The 16486-nt window shown below is 59.8% G+C and carries 14 protein-coding genes; 6 read left to right on the top strand and 8 right to left on the bottom strand.

The window, feature by feature from the left end; all coding sequences use genetic code 11:
• The first annotated feature begins 8 nt into the window (after positions 1-8).
• The 3 genes from IH881_11930 to IH881_11920 all read left to right on the top strand — a co-directional run bounded on the left by IH881_11930 (position 9) and on the right by IH881_11920 (position 2396).
• Positions 9-572 (top strand): YfiR family protein, encoded by a 564-nt coding sequence (locus tag IH881_11930; GenBank protein ID MCH7868397.1) that lies wholly within the window; start codon positions 9-11, stop codon positions 570-572.
• Positions 573-762: 190 nt separating this feature from the next.
• Complete coding sequence (locus IH881_11925; protein ID MCH7868396.1) at positions 763-1428, top strand: PEP-CTERM sorting domain-containing protein; 666 nt, start codon at positions 763-765, stop codon at positions 1426-1428.
• 152 nt (positions 1429-1580) lie between these two features.
• Entirely contained in the window at positions 1581-2396 is an 816-nt protein-coding gene (locus IH881_11920) for a class I SAM-dependent methyltransferase (GenBank protein ID MCH7868395.1), read from the top strand.
• On the opposite strand, the gene IH881_11915 is transcribed toward IH881_11920, so the two are convergent.
• The 3 genes from IH881_11915 to IH881_11905 are packed head-to-tail and all read right to left on the bottom strand — an operon-like array spanning position 2397 to position 5502.
• Positions 2397-3680 (bottom strand): cytochrome P450, encoded by a 1284-nt coding sequence (locus IH881_11915; GenBank protein MCH7868394.1) that lies wholly within the window; start codon positions 3678-3680, stop codon positions 2397-2399.
• A gap of 14 nt (positions 3681-3694) precedes the next feature.
• Positions 3695-4972, bottom strand: a complete 1278-nt coding sequence (locus tag IH881_11910) for a 4-hydroxybutyrate--acetyl-CoA CoA transferase (protein MCH7868393.1) — start codon at positions 4970-4972, stop codon at positions 3695-3697.
• Positions 4973-5025: 53 nt separating this feature from the next.
• Positions 5026-5502 (bottom strand): thioesterase family protein, encoded by a 477-nt coding sequence (locus tag IH881_11905; protein ID MCH7868392.1) that lies wholly within the window; start codon positions 5500-5502, stop codon positions 5026-5028.
• A gap of 206 nt (positions 5503-5708) precedes the next feature.
• Between IH881_11905 and IH881_11900 the strand changes: the two genes are divergently transcribed.
• On the top strand, positions 5709-8099 hold the full coding sequence (locus IH881_11900; protein ID MCH7868391.1) for a CoA transferase: 2391 nt from the start codon (positions 5709-5711) through the stop codon (positions 8097-8099).
• Here the strand turns inward: IH881_11900 and IH881_11895 are convergent.
• Both IH881_11895 and IH881_11890 read right to left on the bottom strand, forming a co-directional pair.
• Positions 8096-8932 (bottom strand): response regulator, encoded by an 837-nt coding sequence (locus tag IH881_11895; protein MCH7868390.1) that lies wholly within the window; start codon positions 8930-8932, stop codon positions 8096-8098. The two genes, IH881_11900 and IH881_11895, sit on opposite strands and share 4 nt — an antisense overlap.
• The gene (locus IH881_11890) at positions 8933-9310 is read right to left on the bottom strand and encodes a response regulator (protein MCH7868389.1); all 378 of its coding nucleotides are present in this window, start codon (positions 9308-9310) and stop codon (positions 8933-8935) included. It abuts the gene before it with no gap.
• A gap of 258 nt (positions 9311-9568) precedes the next feature.
• On the opposite strand from IH881_11890, the gene IH881_11885 reads away from it, so the two are divergent.
• Positions 9569-10579 (top strand): PilZ domain-containing protein, encoded by a 1011-nt coding sequence (locus IH881_11885; protein ID MCH7868388.1) that lies wholly within the window; start codon positions 9569-9571, stop codon positions 10577-10579.
• Between the two features lie 80 nt (positions 10580-10659).
• Here the strand turns inward: IH881_11885 and IH881_11880 are convergent, their stop codons facing one another.
• A complete protein-coding gene (locus IH881_11880; protein ID MCH7868387.1) occupies positions 10660-11856 on the bottom strand; it encodes an SPASM domain-containing protein in 1197 nt (398 codons plus the stop codon).
• Between the two features lie 865 nt (positions 11857-12721).
• Between IH881_11880 and IH881_11875 the strand changes: the two genes are divergently transcribed.
• The gene (locus IH881_11875; protein ID MCH7868386.1) at positions 12722-13669 is read left to right on the top strand and encodes a histidine phosphatase family protein; all 948 of its coding nucleotides are present in this window, start codon (positions 12722-12724) and stop codon (positions 13667-13669) included.
• 73 nt (positions 13670-13742) lie between these two features.
• Here the strand turns inward: IH881_11875 and IH881_11870 are convergent, their stop codons facing one another.
• Together IH881_11870 and IH881_11865 are read right to left on the bottom strand one after the other, a co-directional pair.
• Positions 13743-15554 (bottom strand): ABC transporter ATP-binding protein, encoded by a 1812-nt coding sequence (locus tag IH881_11870; protein ID MCH7868385.1) that lies wholly within the window; start codon positions 15552-15554, stop codon positions 13743-13745.
• A 192-nt stretch (positions 15555-15746) separates the two neighbouring features.
• Positions 15747-16397, bottom strand: coding sequence for a hypothetical protein (locus IH881_11865; GenBank protein ID MCH7868384.1), 651 nt, complete (start codon positions 16395-16397; stop codon positions 15747-15749).
• Positions 16398-16486 lie beyond the last annotated feature (89 nt).

Here is a 16486-nt window from a genome sequence, read left to right as displayed (position 1 = left end):
ACTTTGAGTTGAGACTCTTTCATATAGCGCCTGTCGGACTGCTGCGATTCGTCGCAGTGCTGTGCTGTATGGCGCTGCCAGGTCATGTCGCCGCCGGTACGGCCGAGCTGAACAGGGGGCAGATCAACGCCGCATTCGTCGCGAAGTTTGCCAACTATGTTCATTGGCGGTCCGATCCCGGAGCATTGATCTCGGTTTGTGTCGTCGGACAGGACGATCTCACAGCGGCGATCTCGATCATCGAAGGCGCAGCCGTAGGGGAGCGGAACATCCGCGTCGCAACCGATGTCGCAATCGGGGATCTAGGCAAGTGCCAAATCGTGGTGGTGGGAAGTTCGTTTCGAAAATCGATGCCCGGAATTTTGGCCGCCCTTTCAGCTGGAGACGCATTGACGGTCTCGCTCATGCCTTCTTTTCTCGAGGAGGGCGGCATGGTCGGACTGATCGAGGAAAACAACCGGGTCCGATTCGAGATCCACTGGTCTCGCGTCAAACGGCACGGCCTGTCGATCAGTTCCCGGCTCCTCAGACTTGCTGCGAAAATCGTCGAGGACGACAGCGCAGCCCCCTGACAAGCGTTTCTGGCGAGACCTTCAAAGGCCCCCAATCGGGGGAGCAGAGGCTCCAGACCGGGCCGAGAGCGGTTCCCTGAGGCGGGGGTGCCAACAAAACCTGAAAAGGGTTGGATTTTCTTTGCCATAAATCCATGCGCAAAACCACATCACTCCGGAGCAACTGCTGCTCGAATCTGGAGAGGTTTTCATGTGGAGTGCTGTCGTCGGGATCGCTCGATCCCGGCATATTTCTGCCCTGGTCATCCTGTGGGTTGCTTTAATGGTGTCTGGCACCGCTGCCGCGGTGAGTTTTGATCTCAACACCGAGTTCGATACCGGTGTCACTGGGCCGTATGCCACGGTAGAGATATCCGAGAACGACGGCGCATTGGATTTCTTGATCTCACTCAATCTCGATGAACTGGGGCCGGCCGCCGATCTGCAGACATTCTATTTCAATTTCGCGGACGACTTCGTGGGACCTGCGATCAGCGATACGAACGCGCCGAATACCGAGTACGTTCTCGTCGCCGATCCTGAGGTGACTGGCGGTGCTGGGAGTTCCTTCGATTGGGCTGTGGAGTTCGGCAACGGTGCCGGCGAGATGGGGAATGACACGCTCCAGGTAGCGAGCTTCACCCTCTCGGCGTTCGGGGATTTGTCGGTCACGCATCTACTGAAAATGTCGTCGACCGCCGGAGGAGCGCTTCAGGTTCAAATGGCGGCGCACATCCAGGGGACCAGCCTTGTGACGGGTGCGTCGTCCGAGACAATCGGTGGCGTGGTTCCCGAACCATCTACGGCCGTACTCGTCGGCCTTGGGATTGCGGTGCTCGCAATCGTCAGACGGGACACGCGCCGAGCCCGAGCATAAGCTCGCGTGCGATATCCGTTGCGTTCCGGTCGACAAAATCGAACGCCATTGGACGCCTCTCCCGATGGCCTCTAGAAAGCGTCCCGACGAACCGATATGGGCAGGACACTGATGACCGGGACGTTTTACCTCCCCCCCTTGAGGATTGAGAAATGAACCGGTCGACCGGCAGCGCCCGCGTCTATTCCGAATCCGATCGAGGTGCTGAGCAAAGCCCCGGCGAGACCCTCGCGCTGCTGAAGCGAGAAAATCCGCTCTTCCAGCTGCGCAGCCAAACCCAGGAGCTGGACAGCAGTGAGCGGTTGTTTCGCGACGGGGGCGGGATGGAGACGGGACAATATGCCCGCGCCTCCGCGGCACTCCCCTCCGACAGTCTGGAGGCGGTGAGCCAGCTGCTGCGCCCCGAACACACCACCCTCGAGATTGGCGGCGGCCACTCGACCGTGGTCTTCGCTGCGGCAGTCGCCAAGCACTACTGCATCAATCCCGATCGCACGGCCAATCAGCTGGTGCGCGAATTCCTCGAAAATCACGATCTCTGGCGAGACAATGTGGAGTTTCTCGGCGAATCCTCAGACGTCGCGCTGCCATCTCTCGTGCCCGACGCTCCCGTCGACGTGGCCCTGATGGACGGCAATCACAGCTTTCCATTTCCGATGCTCGACTTTCACTTCATCGACCGTCATCTGCGCGCGGGCAGCATATTGGTGATCGACAACGTCGAGATCAACAGCGTGCGCATGCTGGCAGATTTTCTCAGCATGGAGCCGGCCTATCGTCTGGTCAGCAAGGTGCGCGACAGTCCCCACTACGATTGTTACACCTACGAGAAGGTTCTGGATCAGGTTGTCTGCGGTTGGAGCGACCAGGGGATCAATCAAGGCCGCTTGCGCGATCTCAGTCTCGATATCAAAGTCGCCCGATTCTTGCAGCCCCTGCGCCTGCTGAAACGCAGACTCGTCGGCTGATCAGTCCACCTTGCTGGGAGTGAACTCGCAGCGCATTTCCTTGATGCCGTGAATGAAGTTCGACTGCAGCCTCTTGGGTTCTCCCAGGACGTGGATGTCCGGCATGCAGCGAAAGAGCTCGCGGAACATGATGGTCACTTCGCGGCGTGCGAGATGTGCGCCGAGGCAGAAGTGGGGGCCGGGTCCGCCAAAGGCAATATGGGGATTCGGATTGCGCTGGAGATCGAAACGATAGGGATCATCGAAGACCTCTTCGTCGCGATTGGCCGAGTTGTACCACAGGACCACTTTCTCTCCCTCCCGGATCTTCTGGCCTCGGATCTCCGTGTCCTGGGCCGCAGTGCGACGAAAATGTATTACCGGGGTAGCCCAGCGAATGATTTCGTCTGCCGCCGTAGGGGCGAGCCCCTCGAAGTCGTTCTTCCATGACTCCCGTTGCTCGGGATGTTCATCCAGGGCAATCAGGCCGTGACAGATGGCGTTGCGCGTCGTCTCATTGCCCGCCACCGAAAGCAGGATGAAGAACGAGACGAGTTCCTCGTCGGACATAGTCTCTCCGTCGATCTCGGCATTTACCAGTGCGGAGGTGAGGTCATCGGTCGGATCCGTCCGGCGTTTCTTCGCGATCTCTTTGCAAAGTTCGCCGATCGAAGTCACGGCGGTCATCAGTCGGGGGAGCATCTGGCTGAGGTCGCTCACGAAGTCCGGGTCTCCACTTCCGGCACCGACGATGACGTTGGCCTGCTCCGAGACGAAGTCGTACTGGCTTTCGGGGATCCCCATCATGTCGCAGATGATCACCAGGGGAAGGCGCCCGGCGATCTCGCTCACGAACTCGCACTCGCCCTTTTCGGAGACGTTGCGCATGATGGTGTGAACGGCTCGTTCCACACTCGCCTCGGCCCGCGCAATCATGGCGGGGGTAAAGCCTCGAGAAATGATCTTGCGCAACCGCGTGTGACGGGGTTTGTCCATGTTGATGAGGCTGCCCATGAACTCGAGCAATTGTTCCGGCATGTCGCCGATGGTGCTGCCCTTGCCCGAAATGAAGAGCTCGGGGTTGCGGCTCACGTGAAGGATGTCCTCGTGCTTGACGATGGCCCAGAAGCCCGGGCCCTTCGGCATGAGCATGTCCGCGGGTAATTCCAACTCCTGGTGAAACGAAATCGGCAGCTCGCGGCGCAGGGAACGAAAACCACCCTCGCGTTCTTCGAGAGGGCGCACCCAGAATGAAGGGTCACTGAGCACAATTTCTTTCGGAGAAATTACTTCTCGGGGGATCATGGGGTGAACTCCTTTCACGAAATGTAATGCAGTTCCTTCGCCGCGGCAGTCAGCTCGTCGCGGAACTTCGGATGAGCCAGGCCGATGATTGCGGTGGCGCGCTCGCGCAGAGACTTTCCCTTGAGATTCGTTGCCCCGTATTCGGAGACGAGCCAGTGCACCTCGCAGCGGGGGGTGGTTACGACTGCGCCCGGCGTGAGCATCGGGACGACGCGAGAGACCTGGCCGCTCTTTGCCGTCGAGTAGAAGGCGATGATCGACTTGCCACCCTTGGAATCGAATGCGCCCCGGGCGTAGTCGTGTTGGCCGCCGGTGCCGCTCCACTGCCGGGGACCCATCGACTCCGAACAGCACTGCCCGGTGAGGTCGATCTCGATCGTGGAGTTCACCGACACGAGATTGTCGTTCTTTGCGATGTTTGGGGGGTAGTTCACATACGAAACGGGGTGTGCCTCGATGTGCGGGTTGTCGTCCACGAAGTCGTACATGCGCTGGGAACCCGCGGCAAAGGTAAATATTGCTTTCCCCGGATGGAAGGTCTTCTTGGATCCGTTTGCGACGCCCGACTCGATCAGGTCGACCATCGCGTCGACGAACATCTCAGTGTGAATGCCGAGATCCTCGTGGTCGAGCAAGCTCTTCGCGACCGCGCTCGGTACACCTCCGATGCCGAGCTGGATGCAGGCGCCGTTCGGAATCATCGCGGAAATCATCTCGCCCATCGCCTTGTCTTCCTCGCGGTCCGGGGCGACGGGCAATTCGGTCAGCGGCGTATCGTATTCGACGATTGCGTCTACCTCGGAGACATGAACCCAACCTGTGCCGTGTACCCGCGGCATATGTCGGTTGACCTCTGCGACGACGTATTTCGCCTTGGCGATGGCGGCGACGGCAGTGTCAATGCTGACACCGAGGCTCATGTAACCGTTCTTGTCGACGGGAGATACGACGACGACGGCAACGTCGATGTCCAGAAACTCGGTGAAGATACGCGGGAGCTGGTGGAAGAAAGCGGGCATGAAATCGGACTCTCCGCCCTGGACCAGGCCGCGATCGATGCCCGAGGTAAACAGCGATTTCCACTTGATGACGTCACGCACCTCGGGCGCGAGAATCGTTCGGGCACTCGTGGCCATGGGCAGCAGGGCCATCATGGTGATTCCGTCGCGAAATCCGCCATTGCGGGCGCGCTGGGCGATGGCTTCCAACATCGCCTGGGGTTCCCCGATGGTATTGCCCTGGGCAATCAGTGCGCCGTCCGGGATCCCTGCGGCGGCCTCCTCGGCCGTCATCAACTTCGATCGGTACTGGGCTTGCGCGTCGGCCACCTCGAAGCTCTCCTTGTCTACTGCTGGCTGAAACCCACGTGCCGCCCAACCTGGGCAGGCGGTGCTTCCTCAGTGTGCGCGTTGAGCAAGCGCGCCAGGCATTCCTGCACCGAAGTCGCCATCGGCGCGGCCCGTCGGGTCAGTTGGCTCACGTGCAGGCTCATCAGCTCGTTGGTCGCCGCCACATAGCCTTCCTCCGCATGCCGCATGGTATGAATGTAGTGAATGCGCTTCTCATCAAAGCCGAGCAGTTGCGTGGAGAACGCCAATGGATCGCCCTCACGTACCTCGTGCAGATAATTCACGTGAGCCTCCAGGGTGAAGGTCGTGATCTTATGCTTCTGCTTGTGCGCGGCGTCGATACCAATGTGGGCGAGCCACGAATCCGTTGCGAAGTCGAAGACGACGACGTAGTACCCCATGTTGAGGTGCCGGTTCTCGTCGATCCACTCGGGGAGGACGCGATCGCGATACTCGTCGAAGACAGGTGCCATGGACTAAAAATAACGCTTTCCGAAGGTGTTGTCGGGAAGTCCGTGATTCTCGCTAGCAGCCTGTTGAAGAATCCTGACCGAGCCAGGTGCGGTAATCTCAACGACGAAGTCTGAGTTGGGCATCTCGGCGAATCTCTCGCCCGACAAGACCCGGTACGTCGCAGCACTTCAATGCAGCTCGAAAGAAAGCAAAGAAGGAGTAGTGGATGCGCCCCCTCAGTGGAGTTCGTGTCGTCGATCTGGCGGACGAGAAAGGCGAACTTTGTGGCCGTATCCTGGCCGACCTCGGTGCCGAAGTCATTCGCGTAGAGCCGCCGGAGGGCGCATTCTCCCGGACCCTCTCGCCGTTTGCGCCGGACGGGACGAGCCTCTACTTCGCGGTTCGCAACATGGGCAAGCGCGGTGTGGTCATCGACCTCGATACCGAGTCCGGACGCGAACGGCTCGATGCGCTGGTGAGCGAGGCGGACGTACTGGTCGAATCATCGCACCCCGGAACCCAGAAGCGCCTGGGGCTCGACGCCGAAACCCTGCGAGCGCGGTATCCGCAGCTGATCGTGACCTCGATCAGTGACTTCGGGCAGGATGGTCCCTACGCGGACTACCAGGGCACGAACATGGTCGGCGTTGCGATGGGCGGCATGCTGCACCGGGCGGGTATCGCGGCAAAGCCGCCGGTCATGATCCCCGGAAATCTCGCCTACGACGTGGCTGGGATCGCCGGTGCGTTCGGCAGCCTGCTGGCGTTCTACAAGCGCATCCACACCGGGGTTGGACAGCACGTCGACGTCTCGACCATGGACGCGGTTGCAGGTCTCACGGACTGGTCACTGCCCAACTACTCGCTGAATCCCGACCTCGGGCACCGCTCGGGCTCGGGGATCTACACCCTGTATCGCTGCGCGAACGGGTTCATTCGGATGATTATTCTCGTACCGAAGCATTGGCGGGGCTTGCTTGCATGGGTGGGCGAGCCCGAAGAATTGATGGATCCGAAGTATGATCAGTTCATCAACCGCCTGATCGATCTCCCCAAGATCGTGGCCGTTCTCGAACGCTTCTTCGCGGACAAGGACAAAGTAGACATTGCTCGCGAGGCCCAGCGTCGAGGCATTCCAGCGACGCCACTGCTTCTGCCCGACGAAGTGATCGAAAACGAGCACACCCGGGGACGCGAGACTTTTCGCATGCTTCCGGTTGCGCCCGGAATCGAAGCCAAGGTCGCTTCTGGTTTCGTCACGATCGACGGCGAGCGCGCGGGGCCACGGACGGGCCCGCCGGAACTCGGCGAACTCGGAGCGGGCGGCTGGTCGAACGTGGAAGATCGCGCCGCCATCGCAAAGCTGTTGGAGCGCGCTCCGAACCCGCCGGAAGACGGTTATCCGCTCAGAGGTCTGCGGGTCATCGACTTCGGGGTTGGTGCGGTAGGTGTCGAGACCGGTCGTTTGTTTGCCGAGTACGGCGCAGAGGTGATCAAGGTTGAGTCGAGTGACGCACCCGACTTCATCCGGGTGATCATGGGCAGCTACATGAATCCATCGTTTCTTTCTTCAAGTCGGAGCAAGAAGAGCTTCGGAGTGGACATCACCGGGGAGAAGGGCAGGGAGCTGGTTCGTCAGCTGATTCGGGACGCCGACGTCTTCATTGAGAACAACGCAACCGGCACGATGGAGAAACTCGGTTTCGGCGTCGAGCAGCTGCGCGAAATGAATCCCCGCATCGTCAGTTTTTCGAGTCAGAGCCTCGGCACCTACGGACCCTGGAAGAACTGGATTGGTTACGGACCGAACACCCATCCCGTGAGCGGGCTGCAATACCTGTGGAACTACCCCGAAGACGCGGAGAGTCCCGCGGGCTCGACCGCCGTGCACCCGGACCACCTGGTCGGGCGGATCGGTATTTTGAGCTTGCTCGCCGGGTTGATCGCGCGCGAGCACACTGGGCGCGGGAGTCATCACGACGCGGCTCAATTCGAAACGCCCATTGGCTTGATGGCAGACCTGTTTGCACAGGAGAGCCTCGATCCCGGTAGCGCAAAGCCCCTCGGTAATGCGAGCGATCGAGGTACGCCGTGGGGTTGCTACCCGTGCGAAGGCGAAGACGAGTGGTGCGTGATCAACGTGCGATCCGACGCCGAGTGGCAGCGGCTGAAGAAGGCGATCGGTGATCCCGACTGGACCGCCACTCTGGCTTTCGACGCGCAAGAAGGACGGTTCGCTGCACGCGATGAAATCGACAGCGCCCTCTGCGAATGGACTCGAGGACGCACCCCGCGCGCGGTCATGGAGACCCTGCAGAGCGTGAGTGTGCCGGCCGGGATCGTGGCCCACCCGGAACACCACATGTCCGATCCACAACTCACGCATCGCGGTTATCCAAAGCTCGTCATCCAGCCGGACTTCGAAGCCATCCTGCTGGAAGGCCCACTCTTCCTGGGCAGCGACCTGCCCGAAGTGATCATCAAGCCCGCACCCATGCTCGGCGAGCACACACGAGAAATTGCAGAGCGCGTGCTCGGCCTGTCGCAAACCGAGATCGAGGCGTTGATACAGGAAGGAGTGCTCGAGGACCCGCCGAAGGAGTTCAAGCTCCTCTAGCTCGAGCTTGGATGCTCTTCATCCGGCAATGTCGCGGAGGCGTCCTGCTGCTGAGCGGAGTCCGGATTCTCGAGGGTATGGATTCGCGTCAACTGATCCACTGCGAGCACGATCAAGTCCCAGTGCTCAGTCAAAAGGTTCGATGGATTTTCCACCGCTGTGCGAAGAACCCGCTCCACCATCGCAAGCGAGCTCGAGATCTCGTCGTGACCAAACGAGCCTGCCGTTCCCACCAGGGAGTGAACGATCCGGATCGCCTCGAGTAGAACGATCTCGTTGTTGGAATTGTGATGCGCTGCCTCGATGGAACGGCGAACCTCATCGATCCGTTGCTGCAGGGCTGCTTCGAAGTCATCGAGTTTTTCTTGCAGGGCTCGTTCGAAGGCTTCGTTGCCCTCATCGGGCCTCCCCGACTTGCCACCGATCAGAGTCACATTGCTCAGGTCGTGCTTTATGAATACCTCGGCGATCTCCTCGGCAAGGAGATCCGATGTGATCTGCTTTGGCAGGACCTTGTCGACTTGTAGTTCGTATTTGAGGGTTTGGTATGTGGTGGCATCCCGAAAGAAACTCGAAACGTAGATGATCGGAATCTCGGGTCGGCTCACCCGGACCCAGCGAATGAAGTCGATGCCCGTGCCATCCGGAAGCAGTCCGTCGACCATCAGCATGTCATAGTGTTTCTCGGTGAAAGACTGCTTTGCCTCTTTGATACATGAAACCACCTCAGTCTCGACACCACTGCCCTCCAGAATCTCCCGGACCACCGCCTGGAAATGTCGGTCGTCCTCGAGCAATAGAACCGAGTGGACAGTGTCTGTTGCTTCGAGCATTTAGATCGCTTCCGTGATTCGCCGGAGCTGCGTTGGAAAGTCCCGCAGCTCTATTGGTTTCTGGATGATGCCCGCCGGCTCGAGCACCTTTGGATCAGCCAACTCTTTGTCTCCGGTGAGAGCCGTGATGAAGATGATCGGCACGTCGTCTGTTGCCGGGAGCGCCCGCATCTTCGAGAAAATTTCGGGCCCAGTCATCTCGGGGATGTTCACATCCAGCACGATGACATCGGGCCGACGAACTTCGAGCATCGCCAGAGCCTGAACCCCCGTGGCTGCCAGGTCGACACTCCAACCGCCAATCTTTTGGACCGAGAGTGCATAGAGATCACGCTGCTCGTCGTCGTCTTCGACGATCAGGATGTGTTCGATCTTCATCGCCCTGATTGATCGGGTAAATCCCAATCCTTCTGAAGAGTTCGAGATCCCGAGGCGACGCACATCTCCCCAGTGATCAAATTCTCGTCCTCGTTAATGGAAAGTACTGAGAAATTCGCGGCACACACCGCGTCGTGGGCGGTTGAACCGGGAGCGCCTTCGGGGACGCCTGGGCGAGCGCATCCTCAAGTACATCTAGAATTGCACCGAGACGCCCCTTGAGTGTTGAACAATCGAATGTGGAAAGGAGCTGGTTGCGTGCGTACCCCAGAGGTCGAGCCCAATCGTCGTATCCTCGTCGTAGACGACAGGCAGGAAATCCATTCGGACTTTCGCCGACTCCTCATGCCCAAGGTCGAGTCTGACGAGTTCGCACAGCTGCTGAGCCTGGACTCCAACGAATCGAGTCCGCGACATCATGAGATACGATTCGAAGTCGATTCCGCACTACAGGGACCGATCGCACTGCAGATGGTGCAGAGCGCGGTTGTCGAAGAGCGACCGTATGCGGTCGCCTTTGTAGATATGAGCATGTCTCCAGGCTGGGACGGCCTCGAAACCGTGCAACGAATTTGGCAGGTCGATCCGATGCTGCAAATCGTGTTCTGCGCGGCATTCTTTGATCATTCCCATGAACGTCTCCTGAATGAACTGGGTCGGATGGACCAGTTTTTGATTCTCCAAAAGCCCTTCGGTACTGCCGAGTTGGTACAGCTCGCCTGTTCGCTGAGCGAAAGATGGCGGCTCGCGGTGGAAACCCGACTAAAAATGGAAGATCTCGAAAAGGTCGTTGCGGAATTGTCCTGCCGAATCAGCCGTCTCGAAAACTCGCAATCCGAATTGAGAGAATCTGCGCACCAGCCGTCACGCCATCTGCAGGAGCAGCTGCGCGGGATGAGTGTCTTTAGTCGACTGCAAAATCGCGGGGACGCGGATATATCCATCGCCCCGGCCCCTCGCGCCATGTTCGACTGCCGCAATCTCGCATCAGTCGTTCTGGAGAACGCGGGATCGATGGCGATCCGCGACATCAGCACGAGTGGCATCGGGATCATTGTTCCATCGAAATCTGAGAAGAAACTGATCGATAGCGAAACTGAGCTCACGATCTGGTTGACCGATGATTCTCCGATCCACGTGAAAGGAATCATCCGACATCTCGCGGACCTGAATGATCTGGAGGCCTGCGCGGGATTCCAGTTCTTGGATCTGGGAACTGAGAATTATTGCCAGATTCGAGACTACGTCGAGCGCGAGCTCGTGCACTAGTTTCCAGGCGCGCGGCAACCGCGAGGGGTGTGCGGGCCACTGCGATGGATCCGACCCAGGGGTCTATCGTCTGCGGCGTCCTAGAGCTGAGGCGTCTGTTCCCGCCGAATCGGGTCGCCGTTCGGTCCCATCGTGAAGATATCGTCCCACGTGTAATCGCGTGCGGACTGTCGATTCTCGTTTCGAGTCGTATCAAATAGCATCGAGCAGCCGTGGCAAAACGATTCCTTGGCATCGCTCGATTCGTTCATCGCCTTCTCCGGGTTGTTGACCATCGCGCGCATGGTTTCGTACTTGGGAGATTTCCAGATTTCCTTGAGGGACGATTCGAATACATTGCCCACTACCCGCTTGTCTCCGTCGGGTGTGTACTGCTCGCCTTCACGATTCCAGCAGCAAGGGATCACATCGCCATTGCTCTTGACCAGCGTATTGAAGTGCGGCCATGTGCAAAGAGGAGGAGCGTTCTTCTCGGGTTTCTTCGGTTCATTGACCGTAAAACGATCGGGGCCGAGATCCGTATAGTTATGGAAATTGCCCCAGAAGCTGGAGAACTGGTCGACGCCGATCTCCTCACAGAACTGCTCGGCGGCCTCCAGATCATCCACGTTGTGTTGGAATATGATGTACTGCACCTCGATGACCGGAAATTTGAGCTTGAGCTCTCGCTTGACCGCACAGAGGCGCTTCAGGTTGTGCATGGTCGTCTCGAGGTTGGCGCCTACCCGCGTCAGTTCATACGTCTCTTGCGTCATGCCATCGAGATCGGCAGTAAATTCCGTAATTCCGCACGTCGCCAGGCGGCGGATGCGCTCGTCGGTCATGCGGAAGCTGAAGTTGGTTCCGACGTGCACGCCCAGCCCGGCGTCGCTGGCAATGCGACACATCTCTTCGAGCTGGGGATGCGCGAGTGGATCCCCGAGGTAGTAGAGCGAGACCGCGCTAGTCGTTGCCTTGATCTGATCGATCAGCTGGGTGAAGTGCGGGATGTCCATCTTGTGTTTGTTCGACAGGTCCTGCTTCTGCAGCACGGGATCTTCACCGGCAAAGCCATGAACGCATGATGGACAGCGCAGGTTGCAGGCCGGCGAGATGTCGATCTTCACGATCACCGGCATGTTGTATGCCTTCTCGGACTTCAAATAGAATTGCGCACCGGAGATGGCCAGGTTGATGGCTTTGCGCAGCGTCAGTCCGTGCCAAAACCAGCTGATCTTCCTCATGACGATTTTGAACACGCCGGACCCAAGCCCGCTCGCAGTTGTGATTATTCGCACCCGGATCTACTCCTAAATTCGCTGCTCCAGCACCGCTATCAGCAGAAACCTCGCCTGTCGATTCTCTCATTCTATGTCCAAATTTGTCAAGAAATTTTCGTTCGATAACAGAGTTCGACAAGTAGAGAGTGACATTTTCGGCAGATTTGGTGACGAAATTTAGTCCCGAGAATCACGAATCCGATGCGGTCTCGTTTAGATACAACATATAGAGTGTAATTAGAGTTTGTTAATAAACGGCTTAGTCATACAAATTGAAAATGCATTTAAAGCCAATTTTTTGTTCCGTGGACCGTGTCTGCGTGCTGACGGCTCGATCTCTCGGTGAGAGCCATCTCTCTCCCGAAAATTTCTGCCGCCGAACGGTTCTCAAAATTCCAGTCTGAAGAATTGAGTGAAACCACACTGCAGATTGAAAGTGGGTTTGGTCCCATCATTCAGAGAATGTTCGCAGTGAAAAGACCCCGTTCGAGAACATTCCGTGTGAGTAGTTGCAGGTCGGCTGCGGTCGCAGTGCGACAGTAATGCAGAATACTTGCGTATGAGAACGTTGGCATCGTGATTGCACTAGCTAACGGTGGGCGTGTTCGATGCTTCCGGATAGACACGACAAACTTGGAGTCAGCGCGTTCGAATGAATCACCGCGTTCGATGTGCGGGGGCTAGAAAATACACGGAAGGAGCTTTCGACAATGGGGCTTCGAGTCAACAACAATATTTCAGCGGTCAATGCGCAACGAAATCTCGCAAACACGACCGCTCGGCTCAGTAAGTCGCTACAGCGTCTCTCGTCGGGTCTTCGGATCACGCGGCGGGCCTTGCGATATCGGAAAGCTTTCGCTCAGAGCTGCGGAGTCTCGGGCAGGTGCAACGAAACGCAAACGACGCAATTTCACTCATTCAGATCGCAGAGGGCGCACTCAATGAAACGAGTGGCATTCTGATTCGTATGCGAGAGCTCTCGATCCAGGCGGCCAATGGCACCCTGGGGAGCAGCGAGAGAACCGCGATCAACGACGAGTTTCAGGATCTCGCCAGCGAGATTACGCGGATCGCACGAGTCACACAATTCAACGGCCGGGTATTGTTGAACGGAGGTTCCGCGATTGAATTCCAGATTGGCACTGCAAATACCAGCAGTGACCGCATCGCGGTGAGTAGTGTCGATGCCACAGCCTCGGCCATCGGATTGGACAATCTGGCAGTCAGCAGCGCCACCGGGGCCCAGAACGCACTCGAAGTCCTCGATAGCGCCATCAGCAATGTGGCCAGTCTGCGCGCCACCTTTGGTACCGCGCTCAATCGCATGGAAAGTACGATTCGCTCGATCGCGATCGCATACGAAAATACCTCCTCCGCCGAATCCCGCATTCGAGACGTGGACTTTGCCGTGGAGACCGCCGAGCTGATCGGCGAGTGCCTCGGGTTGCGCACCCTCGAACCCGACGAGGCCTTCTGGGAATTGAGCAAGGGGGAGTGGGAAGGGCGGATGCCCCGCATCCTGCCGCCGGAGGTACGGCGGGAAGTGGACGCGGACCCCTTCGGTTATCGCCCCCCGGGGGGCGAATCGTACCGCGACGTCTGGATGCGGGTCGGGCCGGCCTTCGACCGGTGGGTGGCCCGCTATCGGGGGGAGACGATCCTGTTCGTGCTGCACGGGGACGTGATCCGCGCCCTGCTCTATCACCTGATCCGATTCCCCCCCGAACGCATCGGGGACTGGACCATCGACTCCTGCTCCCTGACCGAGGTGAGCGAGACGGACGGACGCATCGTGATCGTCGGCTTGAACGACGCCAGCCACTTACCCTGAGCGCCGGCCGGCGTGCCCCGCAGCCCGTCGGGATTCGATTCGAAATCAATTGGGGACCTGCTGGGGAGGGCGATCACCCTTCCATGGACTTGGGCGGCGGCTCTTCGCCCGCCACTTCCTTCACCCGCTCCCACCAACGCCGCCAAGGAAAGCGGGGCTTGTCGGCAGCCACCAACACGTCGCGGAACTGCATCTCGTAGAGCCGCTTGTACTGCCCCCCCCGCTGAAGCAGCTCGTCGTGGTCGCCCGATTCGACGATGCGCCCTCCGTCCAGCACGTAAATCCGGTCGGCCTGGCGGATCGTGGACAGCCGGTGGGCGATCACGATCGTGGTGCGGTCCTCCAGGATGCGCTCGATGGCCTCCTGCACCTCGATCTCCGATTCCGAATCGAGGGCCGAGGTGGCCTCGTCGAGGATCAGGATCGGGGCGTTCTTGATCAGTGCCCGGGCAATGGACAGCCGCTGCCGCTGCCCGCCGGAGAGGTGCCTCCCGCCTTCCCCGATCTGGGTGTCGTAGCCCTCCGGCAGGTTTTCGATGAACTGGTGGGCGTTGGCGGCCCGGGCCGCCTCGACGATCTTTTCCTTGGGGCAATCGATATCGCCGTAGGCGATGTTGTTGGCAACGGTGTCGTGGAACAGGAAAATCTCCTGGGTCACAATGGCGATCTGGGCGCGCAGCGACGAGAGCGTGACGTCCTGGATATTTCGCCCGTCGATGGTGATCGCGCCTTCCTGCAGGTCGAAATAGCGCGGAACGAGATTGACCAGCGTGGTCTTGCCCGCGCCGCTGGCGCCCACCAGTGCGATCACCTCGCCGGCCTTCACGGTAAACCGAATATCCTGCAGGGCCGGCTCGTCGTTGGAGTTGTAGCAGAAGCGGGGGATGTCGATGGAAAGCTCCCGCTGAATCGGGGGCAACGTCTCGGCGCCGGGCTTGTCCGCCACCTCGGGCCGCACATCGAGCAACTGGAACACCCGCCGGGCGGCCGCGATGCCGTCGTGCACCTTGAGGGAGAAGCCGTTGAGCTTCTTGATCGGATCGCTGAGCAGGAAGAACGCGAAGATGAAGGAGGCGAAGTCGCCGGTGGTGATCGTGCCCCGGATGATGAGATATCCGCCGAACATGAAGATTCCCGCCGCGGCCAACGCCCCCATGGTTTCCAGCACGGGCGGCGAGTACGAGTTGAGCCGCACCGACCGTTTTTGGCGCCGCAGGAACACCTTGTTGGCTTGGTGGAAGCGGTCGCCCTCGTATTTCTCCATGCCGAAGGCCTTGACGACCCGGATGCCGTTGATCGCCTCCACGAGCAGGGCGGTCAGGTCGCCCAGGGATTCCTGCCGCAACGTGGCCAGTTGGTTGTTGCGCTTGCCGAAGCGGGAGATGAGGAAGAACGCGATCGGCAGCAGCCCCAGCGCGGCCAGGGCCAAGTGCCAACTCCTGTAGAACAGGATGGCGATGTAGATGGCGATCTGGGGCACGTCCCGCAACGGTCCCGTGATGCTCATGCTGAGCGATTGACGCAGCGAGATCAGATCGGCCGTGAACCGCGAGATGAGGTTGCCGGAGGACTTGCCCGTGAAAAACGAGAAGGACAGCGTCAGGTGGTGGTTGAACAGGCGCATGCGCAGGTCGGCAACCAGCCGCGCCCCCATGATCCCGATCAGATAGTTGTGGCCGAAGAAGAACAGCCCCCGCAGCGAGAAGATGAGGACGATCGCCAGCCCGACCATCACGAACTGCTCCATGGGCGGGACGTTGCCCTGCTCGAGGGCATCCACCAGATCCTTGATGTACCACGCGGGCGCCGCGGTAAAGACCGTGTAGCCCACCATGCAAAGGATGCCGAAGAGCAGCAGCGCACGGTAGCGCAGCATCAGCCCCATCAGCCGCAGGAGGATGGCAAAGATTTCCTGGCCTCCCCAGAACGACTGGGCCAGAAAGACCAGCGGGCGAAACAGCCACTTCAGCAAGGGGATACTCCCTGGGGTGGTCGCAAAGCGGGCACTGCCCACACTCTGAGAGTTCACCCCATCGATGTCAAGCGCCCGGCGGGGCCCGATCCGCCCGCCACGGGCCTATCTGGCGCCGGGCGGATAGGGCAGGCGCACTCGAAATCCGCGGGCCTTTCCCTGCTCGTGATACAGGGTCAGGCTGCCGCCCTGCAGCTCGACGATCTTCTCCATGTACAACCAGTCCACGACGGTAATCGCCGAGACGCCAGGGCTGAACACGATCTGCGAGGCGTCCTGGACGGCGTCCAGCCCCTCCCGTTGCCCCGCGCAGGTGATCGTCATGCAAATTGCGTCCCCCGTGGGCCCGTTCGACGAGACCTCCCGGGCCACCTCGACCCGGATCAGGGCACCGATCAGTTGGGTGGCGATCCTCGCGACGGTCTTGCCGATCAGGGGCACCGTGGCGGATATGGCGGCGGCATCCTCTGGCAGGCCCTCTCCGAATTCCAGCGGCACGTCGGCGCCCAGCGCCGCCAGCTCCGCCTCGAGCCCGGCGCGCAGGGTGGCCATGGAGATGCGGTCGTGATCTTCGGCAATGCTTTCCAGCAGCAGGCGGTGATGGTCCCCGATCTGGCGGAAGGTATCGAAGAGGTAAAACGCCGTCTGCCGGCAACGCTCCAGCTCCTCGCGGAGCGCGGGATCCTCCACCTGCGCGATGACCCGCTCCAGCCGCGCGGTCAGTTCCTCCGCAGGTCCCTGGAGCCGCGCCACCACGTGGGGCGCGAAGTCGTCCCTCCATTGCAATTCGGGACCCGCCCCCGCGGCGCCGCAGGGCGTTGGCTCCCCCGGACTTCCCGCCCCAC

It is taken from the genome of Myxococcales bacterium, from assembly GCA_022563535.1.
Lineage (GTDB): Bacteria > Myxococcota_A > UBA9160 > UBA9160 > UBA4427 > DUBZ01.
This window is presented reverse-complemented; position numbering and strand designations above follow the sequence as displayed.

Coding starts and splice junctions, on each gene's coding strand:
- IH881_11925 (MCH7868396.1), top strand. CDS start 763: ATGTGGAGTGCTGTCGTCGGGATCGCTCGATCCCGGCATATTTCTGCC.
- IH881_11920 (MCH7868395.1), top strand. CDS start 1,581: ATGAACCGGTCGACCGGCAGCGCCCGCGTCTATTCCGAATCCGATCGA.
- IH881_11915 (MCH7868394.1), bottom strand. CDS start 3,680: ATGATCCCCCGAGAAGTAATTTCTCCGAAAGAAATTGTGCTCAGTGAC.
- IH881_11910 (MCH7868393.1), bottom strand. CDS start 4,972: ATGACGGCCGAGGAGGCCGCCGCAGGGATCCCGGACGGCGCACTGATT.
- IH881_11905 (MCH7868392.1), bottom strand. CDS start 5,502: ATGGCACCTGTCTTCGACGAGTATCGCGATCGCGTCCTCCCCGAGTGG.
- IH881_11900 (MCH7868391.1), top strand. CDS start 5,709: ATGCGCCCCCTCAGTGGAGTTCGTGTCGTCGATCTGGCGGACGAGAAA.
- IH881_11895 (MCH7868390.1), bottom strand. CDS start 8,932: ATGCTCGAAGCAACAGACACTGTCCACTCGGTTCTATTGCTCGAGGAC.
- IH881_11890 (MCH7868389.1), bottom strand. CDS start 9,310: ATGAAGATCGAACACATCCTGATCGTCGAAGACGACGACGAGCAGCGT.
- IH881_11870 (MCH7868385.1), bottom strand. CDS start 15,554: ATGGGGCTGATGCTGCGCTACCGTGCGCTGCTGCTCTTCGGCATCCTT.